The following is a 19,652-nucleotide window of genomic DNA, read 5'->3' as shown; positions in this document are numbered from 1 at the left end:
CCATCAATTCTGCAGCACGTCAGTCTTTTGCGATCGGGTCGCTCCGCATGACGTCAAGGTCAGCCTCGACCATCTCGCGGGCCAGTTCGCGCGCACTGATCTTGGTTTCCCACCCGAGCACCCTGCGTGCCTTTGATGGATCGCCCAGCAGCAGGTCAACTTCGGTCGGCCGGAAATAGCGCGGGTCGATCTTGATCAGAACCTTGCCGGTCTTGGCGCACACGCCGGTCTCTTCGACGCCTTCGCCCTTGAATTCTAGCGAGATGCCGGCGTCTTCAAAGGCCCAACGGGTGAACTCGCGCACCGAGGTCATCTTGCCGGTAGCCAGAACGTAATCGCCCGGCTCATCCTGCTGCAACATCCGCCACATGCCCTCGGCATATTCGCGGGCGTGGCCCCAGTCGCGCTGGGCATCGAGATTGCCCAGGAACAGCGTATCCTGCCTCCCCAGCGCAATAGCCGCGGCAGCACGGGTAATCTTGCGGGTCACGAAAGTCTCGCCGCGAAGCGGGCTCTCGTGATTGAACAAGATGCCGTTGGACGCGTGCATGCCGTAGGCCTCGCGATAATTGACGGTGATCCAGTATCCGTAGAGCTTGGCGACGCCATAGGGACTGCGCGGATAGAACGGAGTTGTCTCGCTCTGCGGGGTTTCCTGCACCAATCCGAAGAGCTCAGAAGTCGAAGCCTGGTAGAATCTGGTGTGTTTTTCCAGCCCCAGTATCCGGATCGCCTCAAGCAGGCGTAGCGGGCCCACGGCGTCCGCATTGGCGGTGTATTCCGGGGTCTCGAAGCTCACCTGGACATGGCTCTGCGCGGCCAGGTTATAAACCTCGTGCGGGCGACACTCCTGGACGATACGGATCAGGTTGGTGGCATCGGTCATGTCGCCATAGTGCAAGATCAGTCGTGGATCAGGCTCGTGCGGGTCCTGGTAGATTTCCTCGATCCGCCCGGTGTTGAAACTGCTGGAACGACGCTTGATACCGTGGACTTCATAGCCCTTTTCCAGCAGCAATCGCGCAAGATACGCACCGTCCTGACCGGTCACCCCGGTTATCAGTGCACGCTTGCCGTTTTCCTTCTTCAAGGAAGTCTCCAATCCATCAATGTGTTATCGGCGCCGATATAGCCGACCGGGGCGCTGCGTAAAGCGGTGCTTGCACCTCTCCACTGCTGCACCTAGCTAACACACGCAATGGCTGATCCGTATCAAACCCTTGGTGTGTCCCGCACCGCCTCAGAAAGCGAGATCAAAAGCGCCTATCGCAAGCTCGCGAAGGAGCTTCACCCTGACCGCAACAAGGACAATCCCAAGGCGTCAGAGCGGTTCTCCACCGTCACCAACGCCTACGACCTGCTGTCCGACAAGGACCAGCGGGCCCGGTTCGATCGCGGCGAAATTGATGCCGAGGGCAATCCGACCAATCCGTTTGCCGGAATGGGCGGAGGCGGCGGCGGCGGCGGCGGCGGCCGGCAACAATACCGGCCCGAGGATTTCCAGGGCTTTGGCGGCGAAGAAGTCGATCTTGGCGATTTGTTCGAGGGGCTATTCGGCGGTGGTGGTCCGCGCGGGCGCGGCGGCGGGTCGCCGTTCGGACGGCGGTCGCAGGCTCCACCTCGGACACCGCCGCGAAAGGGCGCCGATATCGCATATCGGCTCAAGGTTCCCTTCACCGATGCCGCTTCGCGACGTGACCAGCGCATTACCCTCGCCGATGGCAAGACAATCGATCTCAAGCTGCCCGCGGGTCTCGAGGACGGGACCCAGATGCGGCTCAAGGGAAAGGGAGAGCAAGGTCCCGGCGGAACCGGCGACGGCATCGTCACCATCTCTGTCGATCCCCATCCCTTCTTCGAGCGCGACGGCTACAACGTGCGGCTCGATCTTCCGCTGACGCTCGACGAGGCCGTGCATGGGGCCAAGATCAGGGTGCCGACTGTCGACGGCCCGGTCATGCTGACCATCAAGCCCGGAATGACGGGCGGCACGGTCATGCGCCTGGGTGGCAAGGGGTTCACGAAGAAGAACGGCCAGCGCGGCGACCAGCTGGTGAAGCTGCAGATTGCCCTGCCCGAGGATACCGTCGAACTGGCCAAGCGGTTGGAAGACTGGCAGGACAAGAGCAACCCGCGCAGCGATTTGGGCGTGTAGGGCCAGGCAGGGGAGCAGCAAAATTACGCAAGCTGAACTGCCAGACACCGAACAGCGCGCAATCCACTCGCCCACTCCCGAATGGCGGCGGCGATCGCGGTTGCTCAATACGCCGGCGCGGCAGAACCTGTATGATCGCGTTATCGAGGTTTTCAAACGCGTCGCGGTCAGTACCTATAACGACGGCTTCATCCATGCCGGCAACCTCGCATATCTCTCGATGCTGGCGATCTTTCCATTCTTTATCGTCGGGGCAGCAATATTCTCGGTACTGGGCGAGGAAAGCGAGCGCATGGCGACTATCAATGCCGTGCTACTGGCACTGCCGCCGACCGTCAGGGGCGTGATCGAGCCGGTCGCGCGCACCGTGGTGGATTCGCGCAGCGGTTGGCTGTTGTGGGTCGGTGGATTGATTGGCCTGTGGACCGTGGGCAGCTTGGTGGAGACCATCCGCGACATCCTGCGCCGCGCCTATGGCACACGCGCGACGCGGGCATTCTGGCAGTATCGATTGCTGTCGATGGCCACCATCATCGGCGCCGTGATCCTGTTGATGTTCTCGCTGCTGGCACAATTCCTGATCACCACGGCGCAGCAGTTCATTTCTGCCTACGTCCCCCAGCTTACCAATCTTCTTGGCGAACTTTCCTTGTCGCGGATCGTCCCCGCGCTCGGCCTGTTCGCGTCGATATACCTACTGTTTTACAGCCTGACCCCGAACGAATATCGCCGCCGCCGCTATCCCAAGTGGCCCGGCGCATTGCTGGTCACGGTCTGGTGGGTGACAGTAACGGTGACCATGCCGATCGTGCTGCAAAGATTCGTTGCCTACGACCTTACCTACGGATCGCTGGCCGGGATCATGATCGCCCTGTTCTTCTTCTGGCTGGTGGGCATCGGCGTGGTCGTTGGTGCCGAGCTCAACGCGGCGCTGGCCGAACCGCCCCCCAAATCCTCCGACGTGCCTCTTGGAGAGATGCCACTTCCTGACTAGAAGCTGGGTGCACACGGCAAACAGGAGAACGTGCGAATGACCGGTCTGATGCAGGGCAAGCGAGGCCTCATCATGGGGCTTGCCAATGATAAATCGTTGGCCTGGGGTATCGCCCGGCAATTGGCCGAGCACGGCGCCGAGTTGGCCTTTTCCTACCAGGGCGAGGCGCTTGGCAAGCGGGTGAAACCGCTGGCCGAACAACTGGGCTCGGACTTTACCTTCGAGTGCGACGTTTCCGATATGGACGCGCTCGACAGTGCCTTTGCCACGCTCAAGCAGCGCTGGGAGACGATCGATTTTGTCGTCCACGCGATTGGTTTTTCGGACAAGAACGAGCTGCGCGGCAAATATGTCGACACCAGCCTCGAAAACTTCCTGATGACAATGAACATCTCGGCCTATTCGCTCGTCGCGGTGGCCAAGCGCGCTGCCGAGATGATGCCCAATGGCGGATCGATCGTCACGCTGACCTATTATGGAGCCGAGAAGGTCATTCCGCATTACAATGTGATGGGGGTGGCCAAGGCGGCGCTTGAAACCAGCGTGCAATATCTTGCCAATGATCTCGGCCCGCAAAACATCCGCGTCAACGCGATCAGTGCCGGTCCGGTCAAGACCTTGGCGGCGAGCGGGATCGGCGATTTCCGCTATATCCTCAAGTGGAACGAGCTCAATGCACCGCTGCGACGGAACATCACGATCGATGATGTCGGCGGGTCGGGCGTCTATTTCCTGTCCGACCTGTCATCAGGCGTGACCGGTGAGACCCACCATGTCGATGCCGGCTACCATGTCGTCGGAATGAAACAAGAAGACGCGCCCGACATCGCGGTCAGCTGAGCCCAAGTGTCGGGATGCTCGGGTGCAGGCCTGGTGCCTTCAGCCGTCGATCAACGCAACCTCGGAAACATGGCCACGAAGTGGTGGCTGCGTTGAAAAGACCCGGGCATATAGCGCCACGTGCACAAAGTCGCATCCCTGCGGCGCTTGCCCGACCTTGAAGCTGTTGCGCTGGTCGACCATTGGCGCCTGGAAGAACGGCTTGGAAATATCGCCGCAGTGCAGCAACAAGCGAAAATACCGCAACTGCTCGGGACGTTTGATATCGTGATTGACCGCAATCCCGAATGAACCACCGGGAGCCGCAATCACTCGTTCCGCCAGCACACCATCCTCGCCAGCGCCGACATTGATATCGATACCGTCTCCGTCCTTGGCGGGCTGGGCTCGAAATCCGGAACGGTCTGCCAACAACCATCCGAAGGGCGAAAACCGGAAATGCCAGCCGAGCGGCTGTGCCGCAATCTGCTCGGCATCGCCCGCCTTCGCCGTCAGCCGTCGATAGAGATCCTGTGCCAGGTCATAGTAACCTCGCTTGGTGAGGCTGGAGATCAGAAGGTTATCGAATTGCTCGTCATCGACATTGGCCCGGCTGCGAAATGCCGCCAATTCTTCCAGCACACTGCCTTCGCGGACAGCATAGATTAGGAATCTGTTGAGCCACGGAGAATTGCCCTCTGACAATTCGAACAAGCGCGCCACCCCGCGCTCTTCCCGAAAAGCCATGAGCACAACCGGAAAAAACTGATCGGAAAATTCCGGGCCCGCACGCAAGATCCGGTCAACGGTATCGAATACGCCATCGAAATCTTCAGCGGCGACCTGGTTTCCCAGCCGCACACCCTGAAGCGAGATATCCCGGCGGTTGATCTTATCCGCAAGGGCGAGGAATTTGGACTGCTGCTCAAGGTCTGTTTCGGCGAGCCCTATCACCGTAAGCGATCGCGTCGAAAGCGGCTCGATCGCCAATGCTTGACGGGCGAGCGGCGCCGCCAACTGCGCAGACTGCGCAACTGCCGCTGGATTCTCCGGGTCCGAAACGCCCCCCAGGAACCGGGCAAACGCGAGCCGGTCCGTCGCTTCGCCATTGCCCGACATCACCGAAGTCGCCAGGTCGGGCGCACGCCGAGCGGCAAACCCGCTCATTGCCTGCAGCATCAAGATACCGGCAAGGCCCAGGCCCAGGACGGACATCAGCACGAGTTTTTGACTGAACTTCATCTTCTGGAGAAGCTCAAACCCGAGCCACCTCGGTTTCGCTTTCGCTATCGGCCCGGTCCTCGTCTCCATAGCCGTAGCCGTAGCCGTAGCCGTAGCCATAGCCATAGCCAAAGTCGGCATCGCCAATCTTCAGCTTGGTCACGATTCCGCCGACGATGTTTGCACCGGCAGCCCGCAGGCGGTGCAGCGCCATCTCGATACCCCGCAGCTTGATGCGGTCAGATTCGATGACGAAGACGACACCCTCTACGGCCTTGGACAGTTCAATTGCGTCGGCCAGTGACAGCATGGGAGCGCTGTCGATGATAACCTGGTCATACTCCTGCCGGGCAAGTTCAATGACCTGCCGCATGCGGTCGCTGGCCAGCAACTCGACCGGATTTGGTGGTTTCGGGCCTACCGGCATGAAGTCGAAACCAAGGTCGTCGAGATGATAGACCGATTCCGAGATCGACGCATCCGGCGCGGTAAGCAGTCGCGAGAGGCCTTTACCTTCGGGATTGGTCTGCCCAAACAGGTTCATAAGGCGCGAATTGCGCAGATCGCCATCAACCAGCAGGGTTCGCTTGCCCAGTTGTACGAACGACGCCGAGAGCGATGCCGAGGAAATGCTCTTGCCCTCGCTCGGTACTGACGAAGTCAGCATCAGAACCTGCGGAGCGCCAGCTGTAGTCAGCAGGCTAAGGTTGGTCCGAACCGACGTGTAGGCTTCGTTGATCTCGGAGCTACGGGTCGCGATTTCCTCGAGGATATCGCTTGTCTTCACAAGAGGAATAGCGCCCAGAAGCGGGATCTTGAGCACGCGTCGCACGTCCTGTGGATCCTGCAATGACTTGCTCAGGAATACACGCAGATAGACTAGGGCGGCACCGGCAAGGAGGCCAAGCAAAAGCGCAAGAAGAACGTTCTGCGCCAAGGATGGAGCATAGGGTTCTTCCGGCGGCGTAGCCTCGTCGATCAGCGTGATGTTGTTTTGGCCTGCACCAGCAGCTTCAAGCTCCTTGAAGCGTTGCAGCAAGGCTTCGTAGAGTTCGCGGTTGGTGTCGACTTCGCGCTGCAAGATGCCGTATTGGATTCCTTGGCTCTGCTGCCCGAGGAAGCGCGATTTGACCCTGTTGAGTTGATCGCGAAGTTGGCGCTCGCGCATGACGGCAGCGTTATAGGCGGTCTGCAGCTGCCCCTGGTCTGCCTGGCGCTGTTCCGAAATTGCGGAACGCAGGGATTCGACCTCGGCAGCCTTTTCGAGAAGAACCGGGTAATTGGGGCCGAAATTGGCACGCAGCGATGCGAGCTCTGCCGAAGCTTCGGCGAGCCGCGCACGCAGGGCGCTTTGCTCGACGCGCGGCCCGACAGCCCCGGCACGCAGGGTTGCTTCAGCCGAAATCCGATCAGTGACAGCTTGCGCAAGCGCAGAATTGATCGCCGTCAGGTCAGCACCTATCAGCGATTGCCCGGCTGTTTCGGAACCACTGGAATCGGTCCTGGTGTTCGTGTCGAGAACAAGGATCTCGTTGCGGTTGGCGTATTCAACCAGTTCCGCTTCGGACTCGGCAAGCCGGATCCTCAGCTCTTCCAGTTGCTGGCCGAGAAATTCACGGGCCTCGACATTGGTGCCGAAGCGTTTGTCATAGTTGGCACGGATGAATTCTTGGGCCCAGAGATTGGTAATCTCCGCCGAAACGACGGGGTCGGCGCTGATGAAGGCAACGTCGACGAGGCTCGATTGCGTGATCGGGTTGACCGACAGGCGATCAAGCAAGGCCTCGCTGATGTCATTTTCGTCAAATTCTTCCTCGGGATCGATACCGAATGCCTGGAGGAACTGATTGTCGCGCATCAGATTGCCGGCTTCGATGACGCGGCTGGCAATGAAGCGCGATTCCAGCAGTTTGTATTGCGTCTTCAGATACTGAAGCTCGGAAATCATCGATTCCTGCCTGAGGTCATCGATATCGGTCACATTGGCAGTGACCTGGCTCACTTCCAACCGGGCCTCGGCACGAAATTGCTCGGTGGCGAGCAAGGTGACGATTACGCCGGCCACCAGCGCAAAGCCGATAATCCCGGCAAGCCAGAACCGAAGCTTGCGCGCCTCGGTGATGAAGCGCTCAATGTCAATTGAAAAACCGTCATCTGCCGCGTCCGACTCATCCGCAAGCAAGCGATAGTCAGACCCGTCAGCGGTCACGAGAGAGGTCACATTCAATGTATTCACCTTGTCGTGCGATCGATGATGACCGACGCGGCAGTAGCGAGCGGTACCAATTGGAGAAATTGCTCGAAACGGCGGCGCCCCGGGGAATCGCCGACCATGACGATATCATTCGGAAACAGCCGCGGATCGTCATAATTACCGCGCTGGATCGCCTTCAGATTATAAAGCCCCACGTAGTTTTGTCCGTCGACGGTACGGAACACGAGCACATCGTCCAGACGGGCGTAGTCATCGAGTCCGCCCGCCGCATTGACCATGCGCAGCAACGTCTGCTTGCCTGGCGCGGGATAGCTGCCGGGGCGCTCCACTTCGCCGCCAACCGAAATGGTCGGAACAGGAAATTCTTCGGGAATGATCCGAACCTGAGGGTTCTTCACATATTCCCCGCGCAATCCATCAGCGATCAACGCCGCTGCTTCTGCCGGTGATTTGCCACCGAAATCGATATAACCGAGCAGAGGGAATTCCACGCCGCCCCTGTCGTCGGTGAGGAATTTGCCGCTCAGCAACTCTGCGCCGACCACATCGATCTGCAGCGCTTCTTGAGGTCCGATATTGTACATGAAATCGCCGCGCGGCTCTGGGAGCGTATCCAACGCCGTGACTTCGATGTCCGAACTTGCGCCATAGGTGCGATCTGTCGGGGCACAGGCAGCCAATATAACTGCCAAAAGGATGGCAATTGCATTGCGGGTAAACATTGTCATCTCCGGTTCGGGGCAAGCCCTTGTCCTTAGGCGAAAATACACTGTGGTTACCCAGCGCTACCAGCGCGTTGCGCCTGACGTCTTTTTTCTTGGACATCAAGTGCCAGCGCAAGCAACAGCCACACAACTGCTAGTTGGAAAGCCGGGGCGCGCAGCGGGTAATCTATCACCGAGGCCAGCGCAATGATTAACAAGATCGCAGACCAAAAAATCTGCAGCGTGAAAGAAGCGCCGGGCCCCCGGCCGAGCAACCACACGTTGCGGCCGATCCAGGCCAGCAAGCCGCCAAGAAGAATGATCGCGACGACTCCTCCTTCGATAACGAGTTGCGCCCAGTCATTGTGCGCCTGATTGACGTAGGTACCCCGCAGGAGTTCGGTCGGTTCGTAGATGTGATAGACTTGTTCATACGCGCCGAACCCGATTCCGGTTGTCCAGAAATCAGCCATCATCGCCAAGGAAACCTGGAGGAGTTGCCAGCGCAGGTCCTCAAGTGGATCGGTCGCGAATATATCGTTAAATGCAGGTACTGAATCAAAGGCGATAAACAGGGCAGGAAGGGCAAACAGCAGCGACAGCGCAAGCACGGGGGCAACGCGTCGAGGCGATAGCCACGCGTCTTTCTTCTTGGTGCCAGCCGCCCCGGATTTTCTCGAGGCGTAGGTTGCCTGGGCCAGTACGGCCGCAGTCACCAAGGCCCCTATAATAGCCAGGAATCCTGCGCGAGAGCTGCTGACCAGCCCCACAACCAATACGAAGACGAACACGATAGGGTAAATGGTCCTTAGCACCTTGCCGCCGCGTTCGGCCGCCTGCATCAGCGTCAGGCGTGCGAGAACCAACAGCGAGCATGCTGAGAAGATCGCGGAATGATTCTCGTTTGCGAAAATCCCAATCGGCGAACCGCGATTGCTGTACTCGTAAAAATAGAAGGGGCTCGCTGATCCTGTCGCGACCTGCAGAAGCCCGAGCATGGCATCAAGCGCACCCATACCGGCAACCAGAATCAGCAGCGTTTCAACCTTTGCCCGCATTGCAAGCGCAAGCAAAAGGGCTGCTGCAGGGACCACTAGGCTCGCCAGGGCATTCCATGCGCGCCAAGGATTGAGAGAAAGCGGCCGCCACAATTCCTCGAAGCCGAGGAAGGCGTCCATCGCAACGATCGGCTGGCGGCCTGGTAGACGGTGCCAGATCTCTGGCGGCAGAGGGATGACTTGAACCAACATCAAGATTGCCAGAGAGATCAATAGAAACACAAGCCAACGCACGCCAGCCACATGCTGTGCGCGGAAATTGTAGAGCGCGATCATCAGAAAGATGGCTGACAGGGGCCTGAGAACCATCAGCTGGGCCGCATCGGAGCGTGAGCTTCCCCCGAGAAAGGCTACAGCGCCTGTCAGGAGCAGCAGTAACACCCAAACAGTTTGAGGGCGGAATTCGGTGTTCGCGGTCATTCTAATGGCTTTACTTCTCAGTGTCTCACAGCCCGACTGGCTGGCAGGTGCCCCCCTAGCAGGTCGATCGAAAGCTGAAAGACCGAACCCATTTTGAACGAGCTATGTATCAATACCTAAGTGGCGGAGCGTTGCCCTCGTGGTCTCGCGATTTTGCGGCGTCTGCGAGCCGCGACGGCATAGGGTCATTTGCACTTCGTGCCCTCGCCATCCATAGGAGAGCTTGAGCATGCGCCGCCAGTTGACTGAATCGCACGTCGATACCATTTGCAGCCTCAGGTGATCACGCAGGAATGGGATTTCGGGACGGCTTGAATGACTAAACATATCACGCAGTTGTCTGGCTTGAGTCGAAAACAGAAAATAGCGCTGCAGCTCATCCTTGATGCCGTTTTATGCGTCATTTGTTTCGTCGCTGCCATGGTCATCCGCCTTGAAAGCCTGGATTTCTTCGCCAATCAGCGGATTTGGACGCCGCTCGCGATTGCGATCGCTGCAACACTCGTCACATTCTGGCGCGCCGGTCTGTATCGGTCGCTCGTGCGCTTCGTGTCGGGCAAGGTGTTCGTCGCGATTGGTAAGGGCATCCTTGTCTTCATGGTGACCCTGCTGTTTAGCAATGCACTGCTCATAGCTGGCATCCCGCGCTCCGTTTCGATCATTTCAGGCGTCCTCCTGCTACTATCGGTAGGGGGATTGCGATTTGCGGTTAGTGCGATTTTTCGCGCCCCGCTCCAAGTTACCAAGCGGCCGGTGGTTATCTACGGCGCCGGTCAGGCCGGCCGCGAACTTCTAACCTCCTTGTTTCACGGCCGCGATTATGCACCGATTGCTTTTGTCGAGGATGATCCGAACCTGCAGGGTCTTACGGTCGGCGGATGCCCGGTTTACTCTCCTGACGAGATCCGGCGTTTGCGCGACGATGCGGGCATCGAAGTGGTATTGCTGGCCTTGCCCAACATTACTCACCTGCGTCGGCGGGAGATTTTCGCAAGGCTCGAGGGGCTGAACCTGGAGGTCAAGACCATTCCGGGTCTGTCCGACATCATCAGCGGCAAGTCGAAGATTTCGGAACTGCGTAACGTCGCGCCCGAGGACCTGTTGGGCCGCGATGCGGTTACCCCCGATACCGAACTGCTGCGTCATAACATCGCTGGCAAGAGGGTCATGGTCTCGGGTGCCGGTGGATCGATCGGGAGCGAGCTCTGTCGGCAAATCCTCGCGCAGGAACCCGAATCGCTGGTGCTTTACGAGATTTCCGAGTTCGCGCTTTTCTCGATCGAGGGCGAGCTGACCAAAGCGGCCAAGCAGAGTGGTGCGAAAGTCCGCATCGTTCCCATCCTCGGTTCGGTCCAAAATTCGTCGCGACTTGGAGAGGCAATCAAGGCTTTCCGCATCCAGACGATTTATCACGCAGCGGCGTACAAACACGTGCCGCTGGTCGAGGAGAATGTCGTCGAGGGCATCCGCAACAACGTGTTTGGCACCCTCGCCATCGCCAATCGCGCTCGCGAGCACAAGGTCGAGAACCTCATTCTGATCTCCACCGACAAGGCGGTCCGCCCGACAAATATCATGGGAGCCACCAAGCGCATTGCCGAACTGATCTGCCAGGCCATTGGGCAGGAATCGACCGAAACGACCTTCTCGATGGTCCGGTTCGGCAATGTCCTGGGCTCATCCGGTTCGGTCATCCCCCTATTCAGCGACCAGATCGAAGCCGGCGGACCGGTGACGGTGACCCATAGGGACATAACCCGCTTCTTCATGACCATTCCGGAAGCATCTCAGCTTGTGATCCAAGCCGGCGCGATGGCCAAGGGCGGCGATGTCTTCGTGCTCGACATGGGTGAAGCGGTGAAGATTGCTGACCTTGCCGTGACCATGGTCAAGCTGCACGGATTGGTACCTTATTTCGTTGACGAGCCCGAGGATGTCTTACCTGAACAGGGTGACATTCCGATCTGCTTCACCGGGTTACGGAAGGGCGAGAAACTTTACGAGGAACTGCTGATTGGAGACAATCCACAGCCGACCGTCCACCCTTGTATCCTGACGGCGTCTGAAGTGTCGATGCGCATGGACGAGCTCATGCCGATACTCGATCAATTGCTTGCCGCGTGCAAAGCCTTCGACATGCCAAAGATCAACAAGCTGCTGCGGACGCTACCGCTGCAATACAGCCCCCAGCAGGAACTCCCGGCCGACCTCGTGTGGCATGCCAGCCAATCCAAGGAGACGGAAACCAAGGCAAAAGTCGAATCGGCGGCGTGAGGCACTTGCCTAGCTGGCAGCGAACCCTGTCAGTCTCGAGAAGCCAAGATTCCCTGGATGCGCTCGATAACCTCGTCCTGCTCCATATCGGTCATGTCGCTTCCCGAGGGCAAGCACAGGCCCTGCTCAAACAGGCGTTCATCGAAACCGGCACCATGATAGGGTGCGCCCGCAAACAGAGGCTGCATGTGCATTGGCTTCCACAGCGGCCGGGCTTCGATCTCATGCTCGAGCAGCATGAGGCGAATATCCTCGCGCGATACCCCTAGCTCGGCCGGGTCGACCGTGCAGGCCGTGAGCCACCGTGTCGAATATTGTCCCTCCGGCTCGGGCATGAAATCGAAGCCAGGGCGCGAAAGTGCCTCGCGGTACCGCTCGAAGATTGCTCGCCGTCTCGACACACGATCGTCCAGAACCTGCATCTGACCGAGGCCAATCGCCGCACAAATATTCGAGAGCCGGTAGTTATACCCAAAGGTCGAATGCTCGTAATGCGGAGCGGGGTCGCGTGCCTGGGTCGCCAGGAAGCGCGCTTCGTCAGCCCATGACTTGTGCCTGGTTACAAGCATGCCGCCACCTGAGGTAGTAATGATCTTGTTGCCGTTGAACGACAGAATGGCCGCATCGCCACCGGTCCCGGCTTTACGAGTATCGCTGTATGACGCTCCCAGGCTCTCGGCTGAATCGACCACCAGCCGAACGTCATATTCGGCCGCCAGGGATTCGAGTTCGTCGAGCGCAACGCTTTGGCCGTAAAGGTCAGTCGGAACGATCGCCTTGGGTAGGCGATTCTCCTTGGCGGCGATCGCAAGCTGTTCCGAAAGTGTCGCGACGTCGAGGGTCCAACTGTCCGAGTCGAGGTCGAAGAACCGCGCGTGGGCGCTCAGGTAATTAACCGGGAAGATACCGCCTGCAAACGTCATGGAGGATACCCAGACCTCGTCTCCTGCGCCCACCTCGGCAATACGCAGCGCCAGATGGAGCGCTGCAGAGCCCGAGGACAGTCCGACACAGTGGAGGCCGCCGCCCAGGTAGTCCGATACCCGCTGTTCAAATGCATCGAGGTGCGGACCAAGCGGCGCCACGAAGTTGGAGGCAAAAGCTTCGGCCACGCAGGTTTCTTCGTTGCCAGACATATGCGGCCTAGAAAGATAGATGCGCATGTTCTCTCTTTTTCGTCTTGCTTGCCTTGTCGGATTATCGCGGCTCAGCTGCCCACGAAGACGAGTGACAAGCCATAAAAGAAGGCTGGCGAAAGTATGGCGAAATTTGCGATTTGAGCCAGCAACACGCTGCGCAGGGCAGGACTTGCCCTGATCCGGTCGCGCTCGAACACACGGGCAAGAATGGGATCGAGATAAAACGCCAGGATCAGGGTCCCCATCGCGTTGAAGAGACCGGAAAGCTGAAGTATAACAGACGCATATTGCTGAAACGCATAACCCAGGACATTGACCAGGAAGAACACCGTGCCGAAGAAGAAGTATATCCAAAGCGCAGAGAGGAAGAGGCCGAATTCGAATGTCTTCTCGCCATCCGCGGTCGATGGAAATTCCACATCACTGGGTACCTCGGGCCAGGTCCACGCTTTCCACAGCGATCCTCCCGAGCCGAATGCATGGATCTGACGCGCGAGCATCCTCTCGAAATGCGTCCGGTTTTGAAGGACGATCCAAACAATCAACGCGGATCCGAAATAGCATGCGAAAATGACCTTAAACAGCGCATCCAGATCGTGGCTCAAGAGGTAGAGGGCGACGATCGGCGGATAGGAAACCACGAATACGCGTTTAACGGTGTGGATGATATTGGAGACAGTGAACCCTACACCGCCCAGTGACATGGCACCGCCGATATATTTCGGTATCTGCGCAATAGCATCGAGAAACGCGAAAGCGTAAAAAAGAAGGACGATGGCAATTTCCAAGCCAGATTTCCTTTGGATCCGCCAGTTCCTGCGACCTGCCTGGCTGCAATTCTATGTCTTGTCGCGGTGGCGCCCTATTCGGACAGGTTTGCTTGTATTTGTGCCGAAAGCCGCTCGTGCAACTGAGAGAAATCTTCGTCGGGAAGATCGATTTTGGCTGCGATGTTCGGCGGCCCCGGCCAGTTCTCATCGGAATAGCTTTGGCCGCCAAACGGCACGGGCCTATCATACCGGGGAATGACATGGAAGTGGACCTGCGGGTCTACCATCATAAAGGCCAAGTAGTTGAATTTCCTGGCGTGGAATTCATTCCGCAATGCGCTCTCAATCGCCTCGCACAGGGTCGGGAATTCCTGAAAATCCTCGGCCGGAACCTCGCCAAGCGATCGCGGCTCAGCAGCCTTGTGCGCGAGCACGACCGACCCCAGCGTAACCTGCGTCGGCCGCAACACCGCGCACCAATTGCGGGTCTCGGCCAACAGGGTTTGCGGATACCCGAACTTTTCAAGGGTAGAATGCATGCGATGCCCTCCTGCTGTCTATGCCCCGGATATTTCTAGCGCGCCGGCCTCGCAAAGGACAGGCCGCGTTAAATCCTCGTATCGGCATCAATCTGGTTCAGCACTTCGGTTAGCTGCGTTGACGAAACATGCTTGGTGTAAGGGAAGAAAACGATCTCGACACCGTGCCCGTTGAGAACCTTTTCGGCTTCCTGAAAGACCCGATTGCCCTTCCAGTCATCCCCGACAAACATGACGTCGAAGCGGATTTCTTCCCATGCCTTGACCTTGTCTCGATGCTTCTGGACCACAACCATGTCCACATGGCGGACCGCTTCTATGATAGTCTTTCTGTCCTGCAGGGGAATAATCGGAGTCTTTTTCTTGTATTGCGCCACGAGTGCGTCAGAACTCACGCCAACTACCAAGAAATCGCACTGTGCCTTGGCTTGTTCCAAAATACGCAAGTGGCCGACATGGAACATGTCGAAGACGCCTGTAGTATATCCAATTCTTGGTTTCTTGCTCACATATTGCTCCTTCTGTCCCCAATCATGGCACCGTGGGTGGGAAAATCGCTGGAAGCTTCGCCGCTTGCCCGCGCCGCCCCAGCCGCATTGCCACCCTTTAGCGCGTCAAAATTTCCGTGCCAGCTTGTAAAAGCGGTTCGCCGCACTTTGCACGATCGGAATGTGTTTGAGTTTCAAATAGGCACTTTTCAGCGCATTGAATGCCATCAGCTCTCCCTTGTGCGCCAGCTCGTTTTCATAAAATCGATGGGGGTGAATGCTCATGACCACGCCGCAGTGCCTTTCGACCAATCCTGCAAGATCCTCCCACTCGATCGCTTCTCCGTCATCCATCGCGGTTTCATTGGAAAGATCGTTACTGGAAATCGACCCGATGGCGCGCAGCACCCTGCCGGCATCAGAGAGGTAGCGGCCCTGAGGAAAGAGCGAAGGGAAATCGACCACGATGTCGATCATGTCTGGGTATCGCTCGCGTACTTTGACGGAACGGAAGAAATCCTTGTTCGAATTCCAGCCATCCCTTGACTTGGTCGGATTTCCGTGCGGGCAGACCGTCGTGACCTTATTTCCCAAGGCCGTGAATCTGGCGCAGTATTGAGCGAACTCGGCTTGCGCAGCGTTATAGTCGCCTTCGTTGGAATCCAGGACATCGTAGTGAAAGGACACTTCATGGCCCAGCCCTGCGATCTCCTGCAACTGAGCGTCAGCGCCCTTTGATTCCAACAGATCGCCTTGGACGTAGTAGGTCGCGCAGTGACCTTCTTCCGCCTCTATCCGCGCCATCCGAACGGCGCGATCGATGCGGGCCTCCACATCATGTTTGAGGTAGAGCGATCCCCTGTCCGGCTGAAAGCCGTGCAGCGTATCCATGCGTTTTGAAAAGATGTTCTCTTTGCTCAGCGCCTGAAGCACTGAGCGGTATTCCGCGAATGATATCATGGTCGTCTCAGGATTGCGTTGTAGAACCAAACTCGGAGGCGGTTTGGCAATAGCACTTGGACGACGAAGCGGACGGTCGCGCCGAACAAGAATTTGGAAAGCGTCGTCGTTCCGGTTTCGAGGCTGTATTGCTGTAGAGAAACCTCGTTGCGCCAATATTGGAAGCCGCCACGCCTTTGGTAGAAATTAGGATCCGTTCGCACGAGGAGCACATCATCGGGGATGTTTCGGATCTTGTAGCCGGCAGCCACCAGCCGCAGCCACAGATAATAGTCTTCATTGTTGAACCACGGCTTGTAGTTCCCGACGTCACGGATCGCATCTACCCGAAGAATAGCCGTCGCCTGCGCCACGGGTGACCGACTTTGCAGGAAACTTTCCACCTCTTCCAATGTCTCGGGCATCGAAACCTTGGCGCCAGTAATGATCTCGCCATTCTTGACATGGAATTCGGTATATCCCCCTCCGATGACAGCGCATTCCGGGTACTCTGCCACGGCGGCAAGCAGTTTCTCGAAACGATCCGGCCGGGAGATATCGTCAGCGTCGACGATTGCCATCCAGGAGTAACTACAGGCGTCGATCGCCGCTGCGCGCGCTGGCCCGTGGCCTTGATTCTCGGGAAACACGACCCGGCGGATGTTGAACTTGCCTTCAAACTCCTCGACCACGGTCTCGACATCCTGCGGAACAGGACCGTCGAAGACGACTATCACTTCGTCGGGCATCAAGCTTTGCGCCATCAGATTGCTCGCAAAAGCCTCCCTCACCTCTTCAGCGCGATTGTTCTTGTACAAGCACAACATGGCGGAGAATCCCGGGATGTTCCTCTTGCCTGATTGGCTCTTGGATTGCGGCTGCATGGATCTGATCACAAGATAGTCTGGAGGATGTATTTTAAGTCGCTGAAGAACCCAAAATTCCTAGCGTAGTCTAGATTGATGGCGACTTTGGCCGGCCAAATCACATCGCGATTGTGGGCTTCGGGATCGGCAACCCTAGAAAGCTGATACTCCTCGTCGCGAAACTTGATCGAAGCGGGCCCGGTGATCCCTGGCCTGAGCGTCAGAATGATCCTGTCCTCACCTTCCAACTTGTCGGCGAATCCACGAATGTCCGGCCTCGGGCCGACCAGGCTCATCTCCCCCTTCAACACGTTGATCAACTGCGGCAGCTCATCAAGCTTGAAGCGCCGAATGATCTTGCCCGAACGCGTGATTGAGGCAGAATTCGCGGTCGTCACCGAAGAACGATCGCTTGCCCCCCTATTGGTCATCGTTTTGATCTTGATAATGCGAAATATGGCGCCATGTCGCCCAATCCGATCCTGAAGAAAGAAGCCATTCGAGCCTGTTTCTATAGCGGCAATCACCCAGCAGATGGCAATGAGCCATCCAAGAAAGAGCAGGCCTAGGAATGATACGACGATGTCCACGAGGCGCTTGACCAAGAACCTGCTGTCTTCGGGGACTTGGGCTGGGACGGTATTGTCAGGCATAGGGTCCGAAATCGACGGCAAGCATATGGCTGGGGAAGGAATCGCGGGTTTTCTGGTCGGGCATGTCCATGTAGGACGGGCCAAATCGTGTACCGAGGTAACCTTCGACATTCGCTGGCACGGGCAGCATTTCGTCCTCGAACGCAACGCGCCTCGGCGAACCGAGATACTCCACCGGAAATGTCGTTTTGGCGAATGGCGCCCTGCCAAAATAATGGCCGACGAGGCTTGATTTCCTGCGGTCGAGCGAGCGCACGAAGCGGAGAAGCATCGATTTGATCGGGGCGAATGCAATCATGCGCCCGATTGCCAGGAGCGCGCGCTTGGCCTTGCTTTCAGTATGATATCCACGCTTGGAAAGCGCCATTGTAGACAGCGCGCGTGCGGCGAGGAATTGCAGGTACCGCATGGCTTTGTTTGTGTATGCGTAATGCAGGCACATGACATCAATATAAATGCCGCTGTGCATTTTGCCGACCTCATCTTCCTTTTCGACGTAGAGCGTATCGTTTAGCCTTACCTTGGAGAAATAGAGGGGCCACTCCTGCGTGGCTTCCCGCTGCAGGTAATACTTGTCGCGATCAAGCTTGTCCTCGCACGTCGCCAGGAATTTTTCGTAGTTCTCGCGATCCATGAAGATATCGAAATCGTCATCCCACGGGATAAAGCCGGAATGACGCATCGCTCCCAAGGCCGTTCCCCCCATAAGATAATAGGTGATGCCATGTTCGGCGCAGATCGTATCGATATCCGCTGCGATCATCGTCAAGACGCGGTGAAGCGCCTTCAGATCGTGGCCCGGCGCAGCGGCACCCTGAAGCTTTTCAGTGCTCATAACTGTTCGGCAACCTCGTGTTTGTCTTGCTCGGCAACCTTGTATCTCGCCCGAGCGCGCGCCCTATGGCGCATTGCATTCGCCTTCAACAGAATAGCAGCCGCCACCCATGGCAAGGGCTCGCCGACCGAGCCGACCAACGAAACCTTGAGCAGCAGCACGATCATGATGATCCAGGTGTCACGGTCTTTGAAGCGGATGCCCCTGGTGACCGCGAAAATCCAATAGAGAAACAGGACCGAGCCAACGATACCAACATCCAGCATGAGATTGGTAAGCAAGCCGGATCCGCGAACGGCTATGCTGTCACCGAAACCGAGAACCTGAAAATATGAAATAGTGCGGAAATCGAACCCTGTCGCGTCGAGCGCAATGATCGACGATTCCTGCCAATTGCCGACGCCCATGCCGAGCGGATTAAAAATGCCTGACTGGAAGAATGCGTAGATCGAAATCAGGCGCGGCCCTGCAGCGTCGACCAGCAAGAGGAGAATGTCACTGAATGAACCTTGCAGCGAGAGATTGGACAGCAGATAAAGAACGCGCGAATCCCCGGTTCCCACCTCCACCAACGGAGCCAGGAGCGCCGCGATTACGAATGGGATTATCTGCACCGGCTTGCGAACGATCAGGAGGCCTATGACGACGATGGCAAAACCCATTGGCTGGGCCGCCCTGATGACCAAGGCCATGTACGCCAAGAAGGCGACGTCGATGAATATGCCATAACGTTGGCGGCCGAAACCCAACCTCCACATGAAATAGAGAAGCGTTAGCTCAACGCCAGCCCTCGACGGTTCTGTCGAAATCAAGGTCACGCCCCTCCCCGTCTCTGAAAGCGCGCCACCAGCGGCCCGAGGCACAAGCGCTTGTAGATATTCTTCGAAGGGCTCCAGCAAGCCTGCGAACTGTGCCAGCCCCAGCACGATAAACACCACCAGGAGCCGGCTTGCCAGGGTCAGGCTACGATTGATCCACGCAGGCGACAGACGCAAAAAGGCAATGAACGCCGCAAGCGGATTCAGATAGGCGGCGAGGCTCCTGATGGCATCGGAATCGGGATTGGTGGTCAAAGACCAGACCGACGAAGCCAGGAGCAGAGCGCCAAGCAAGATCGTCGAAGGCAAGCCATCCCTAGGAAGCCCCCTGATTGAAACGACCGCAAACAGGAACGCCCAAGGGAAAACCTCAGCCTCGGTCAGACCAAACGTTATCGACGGGAAGAATACCAGTATTAGAAGGATATATCGGATCATCGCGCGATTCAGGTAGAGGCTGGAGCTGGCAGGAATGAATCAGGTCGTCGGCCGCTTCAGCGCAATGCTCCCGAGCCCCGGACAGTGATACGATTCTCATGGCAAATTGCGCTGCGAACGCAGGGTCCCCGGCTCTATCAGCACCTTGGACGAGCGCAAGAACTTTGTCCTCCTTGCAGTCTGAACGGCCTAGGAAAATGGTCGAGTTGCGGATTACGCCCTTCTTGGTTTCGGCTGTCTCGCTGTGTTGCCATAGAATCGACGACGGGTTAGTCGATGGGAGAATGCAATCGGATCTTTGATGAAT

Annotated in this window: 18 protein-coding genes; 4 read left to right on the top strand and 14 right to left on the bottom strand. The window is 57.6% G+C overall.

Annotation, left to right across the window (positions count from 1 at the left end; translation table 11 throughout):
- Positions 1-19: 19 nt before the first annotated feature.
- Positions 20-1,090, bottom strand: a complete 1,071-nt coding sequence (gmd, locus tag ACXYL9_RS02135) for a GDP-mannose 4,6-dehydratase (RefSeq protein ID WP_459037942.1) — start codon at positions 1,088-1,090, stop codon at positions 20-22.
- A 108-nt stretch (positions 1,091-1,198) separates the two neighbouring features.
- On the opposite strand from gmd, the gene ACXYL9_RS02130 reads away from it, so the two are divergent.
- The 3 genes from ACXYL9_RS02130 to fabI all read left to right on the top strand — a co-directional run bounded on the left by ACXYL9_RS02130 (position 1,199) and on the right by fabI (position 3,989).
- On the top strand, positions 1,199-2,155 hold the full coding sequence (locus tag ACXYL9_RS02130) for a DnaJ C-terminal domain-containing protein (RefSeq protein ID WP_459037941.1): 957 nt from the start codon (positions 1,199-1,201) through the stop codon (positions 2,153-2,155).
- A 100-nt stretch (positions 2,156-2,255) separates the two neighbouring features.
- Positions 2,256-3,149, top strand: a complete 894-nt coding sequence (locus ACXYL9_RS02125) for a YihY/virulence factor BrkB family protein (RefSeq protein WP_459037940.1) — start codon at positions 2,256-2,258, stop codon at positions 3,147-3,149.
- Between the two features lie 36 nt (positions 3,150-3,185).
- Positions 3,186-3,989 carry an enoyl-ACP reductase FabI gene (gene fabI / locus ACXYL9_RS02120; protein WP_459037939.1) on the top strand — a complete coding sequence of 268 codons (804 nt, stop codon included), beginning with the start codon at positions 3,186-3,188 and terminating at the stop codon, positions 3,987-3,989.
- Between the two features lie 39 nt (positions 3,990-4,028).
- Here the strand turns inward: fabI and ACXYL9_RS02115 are convergent, their stop codons facing one another.
- From ACXYL9_RS02115 to ACXYL9_RS02100, 4 genes are read right to left on the bottom strand one after another with little or no spacing between them, the layout of a single operon-like run.
- Positions 4,029-5,183 carry a hypothetical protein gene (locus tag ACXYL9_RS02115; protein WP_459037938.1) on the bottom strand — a complete coding sequence of 385 codons (1,155 nt, stop codon included), beginning with the start codon at positions 5,181-5,183 and terminating at the stop codon, positions 4,029-4,031.
- Between the two features lie 40 nt (positions 5,184-5,223).
- A complete protein-coding gene (locus ACXYL9_RS02110; RefSeq protein ID WP_459039838.1) occupies positions 5,224-7,410 on the bottom strand; it encodes a GumC family protein in 2,187 nt (728 codons plus the stop codon).
- 11 nt (positions 7,411-7,421) lie between these two features.
- A complete protein-coding gene (locus ACXYL9_RS02105) occupies positions 7,422-8,132 on the bottom strand; it encodes a polysaccharide biosynthesis/export family protein (protein ID WP_459037937.1) in 711 nt (236 codons plus the stop codon).
- 47 nt (positions 8,133-8,179) lie between these two features.
- Positions 8,180-9,586 (bottom strand): O-antigen ligase family protein, encoded by a 1,407-nt coding sequence (locus ACXYL9_RS02100; protein ID WP_459037936.1) that lies wholly within the window; start codon positions 9,584-9,586, stop codon positions 8,180-8,182.
- Between the two features lie 420 nt (positions 9,587-10,006).
- On the opposite strand from ACXYL9_RS02100, the gene ACXYL9_RS02095 reads away from it, so the two are divergent.
- Positions 10,007-11,860 (top strand): polysaccharide biosynthesis protein, encoded by a 1,854-nt coding sequence (locus tag ACXYL9_RS02095; RefSeq protein WP_459037935.1) that lies wholly within the window; start codon positions 10,007-10,009, stop codon positions 11,858-11,860.
- A gap of 29 nt (positions 11,861-11,889) precedes the next feature.
- On the opposite strand, the gene ACXYL9_RS02090 is transcribed toward ACXYL9_RS02095, so the two are convergent.
- The 9 genes from ACXYL9_RS02090 to ACXYL9_RS02050 all read right to left on the bottom strand — a co-directional run bounded on the left by ACXYL9_RS02090 (position 11,890) and on the right by ACXYL9_RS02050 (position 19,162).
- Positions 11,890-12,996 carry a DegT/DnrJ/EryC1/StrS family aminotransferase gene (locus tag ACXYL9_RS02090; RefSeq protein WP_459037934.1) on the bottom strand — a complete coding sequence of 369 codons (1,107 nt, stop codon included), beginning with the start codon at positions 12,994-12,996 and terminating at the stop codon, positions 11,890-11,892.
- 71 nt (positions 12,997-13,067) lie between these two features.
- Positions 13,068-13,787: a hypothetical protein gene (locus ACXYL9_RS02085; RefSeq protein ID WP_459037933.1), complete on the bottom strand. Its 720-nt coding sequence runs from the start codon at positions 13,785-13,787 to the stop codon at positions 13,068-13,070.
- 74 nt (positions 13,788-13,861) lie between these two features.
- The gene (locus ACXYL9_RS02080; protein ID WP_459037932.1) at positions 13,862-14,308 is read right to left on the bottom strand and encodes an HIT family protein; all 447 of its coding nucleotides are present in this window, start codon (positions 14,306-14,308) and stop codon (positions 13,862-13,864) included.
- A 68-nt stretch (positions 14,309-14,376) separates the two neighbouring features.
- Positions 14,377-14,817: an adenylyltransferase/cytidyltransferase family protein gene (locus ACXYL9_RS02075; protein WP_459037931.1), complete on the bottom strand. Its 441-nt coding sequence runs from the start codon at positions 14,815-14,817 to the stop codon at positions 14,377-14,379.
- 105 nt (positions 14,818-14,922) lie between these two features.
- Positions 14,923-15,729, bottom strand: coding sequence for a hypothetical protein (locus tag ACXYL9_RS02070; protein WP_459037930.1), 807 nt, complete (start codon positions 15,727-15,729; stop codon positions 14,923-14,925).
- 23 nt (positions 15,730-15,752) lie between these two features.
- The gene (locus tag ACXYL9_RS02065) at positions 15,753-16,619 is read right to left on the bottom strand and encodes a glycosyltransferase (RefSeq protein ID WP_459037929.1); all 867 of its coding nucleotides are present in this window, start codon (positions 16,617-16,619) and stop codon (positions 15,753-15,755) included.
- A gap of 8 nt (positions 16,620-16,627) precedes the next feature.
- Complete coding sequence (locus ACXYL9_RS02060; RefSeq protein WP_459037928.1) at positions 16,628-17,254, bottom strand: sugar transferase; 627 nt, start codon at positions 17,252-17,254, stop codon at positions 16,628-16,630.
- The gene (locus ACXYL9_RS02055) at positions 17,247-18,089 is read right to left on the bottom strand and encodes a LicD family protein (protein ID WP_459037927.1); all 843 of its coding nucleotides are present in this window, start codon (positions 18,087-18,089) and stop codon (positions 17,247-17,249) included. The genes ACXYL9_RS02060 and ACXYL9_RS02055 overlap by 8 nt, the downstream gene beginning before the upstream one ends.
- Positions 18,086-19,162, bottom strand: coding sequence for a hypothetical protein (locus tag ACXYL9_RS02050; protein ID WP_459037926.1), 1,077 nt, complete (start codon positions 19,160-19,162; stop codon positions 18,086-18,088). The genes ACXYL9_RS02055 and ACXYL9_RS02050 overlap by 4 nt, the downstream gene beginning before the upstream one ends.
- Positions 19,163-19,652 lie beyond the last annotated feature (490 nt).

This window comes from Qipengyuania sp. CAU 1752 (assembly GCF_054482615.1).
This window is presented reverse-complemented; position numbering and strand designations above follow the sequence as displayed.

What these genes read in the sequence shown, in the direction of transcription:
- ACXYL9_RS02130 (WP_459037941.1), top strand. Translation starts at nt 1,199, where the DNA reads ATGGCTGATCCGTATCAAACCCTTGGTGTGTCCCGCACCGCCTCAGAA.
- fabI (WP_459037939.1), top strand. Translation starts at nt 3,186, where the DNA reads ATGACCGGTCTGATGCAGGGCAAGCGAGGCCTCATCATGGGGCTTGCC.
- ACXYL9_RS02115 (WP_459037938.1), bottom strand. Translation starts at nt 5,183, where the DNA reads ATGTCCGTCCTGGGCCTGGGCCTTGCCGGTATCTTGATGCTGCAGGCA.
- ACXYL9_RS02105 (WP_459037937.1), bottom strand. Translation starts at nt 8,132, where the DNA reads ATGACAATGTTTACCCGCAATGCAATTGCCATCCTTTTGGCAGTTATA.
- ACXYL9_RS02100 (WP_459037936.1), bottom strand. Translation starts at nt 9,586, where the DNA reads ATGACCGCGAACACCGAATTCCGCCCTCAAACTGTTTGGGTGTTACTG.
- ACXYL9_RS02095 (WP_459037935.1), top strand. Translation starts at nt 10,007, where the DNA reads ATGGTCATCCGCCTTGAAAGCCTGGATTTCTTCGCCAATCAGCGGATT.
- ACXYL9_RS02090 (WP_459037934.1), bottom strand. Translation starts at nt 12,996, where the DNA reads ATGTCTGGCAACGAAGAAACCTGCGTGGCCGAAGCTTTTGCCTCCAAC.
- ACXYL9_RS02080 (WP_459037932.1), bottom strand. Translation starts at nt 14,308, where the DNA reads ATGCATTCTACCCTTGAAAAGTTCGGGTATCCGCAAACCCTGTTGGCC.
- ACXYL9_RS02065 (WP_459037929.1), bottom strand. Translation starts at nt 16,619, where the DNA reads ATGCAGCCGCAATCCAAGAGCCAATCAGGCAAGAGGAACATCCCGGGA.
- ACXYL9_RS02060 (WP_459037928.1), bottom strand. Translation starts at nt 17,254, where the DNA reads ATGCCTGACAATACCGTCCCAGCCCAAGTCCCCGAAGACAGCAGGTTC.
- ACXYL9_RS02055 (WP_459037927.1), bottom strand. Translation starts at nt 18,089, where the DNA reads ATGAGCACTGAAAAGCTTCAGGGTGCCGCTGCGCCGGGCCACGATCTG.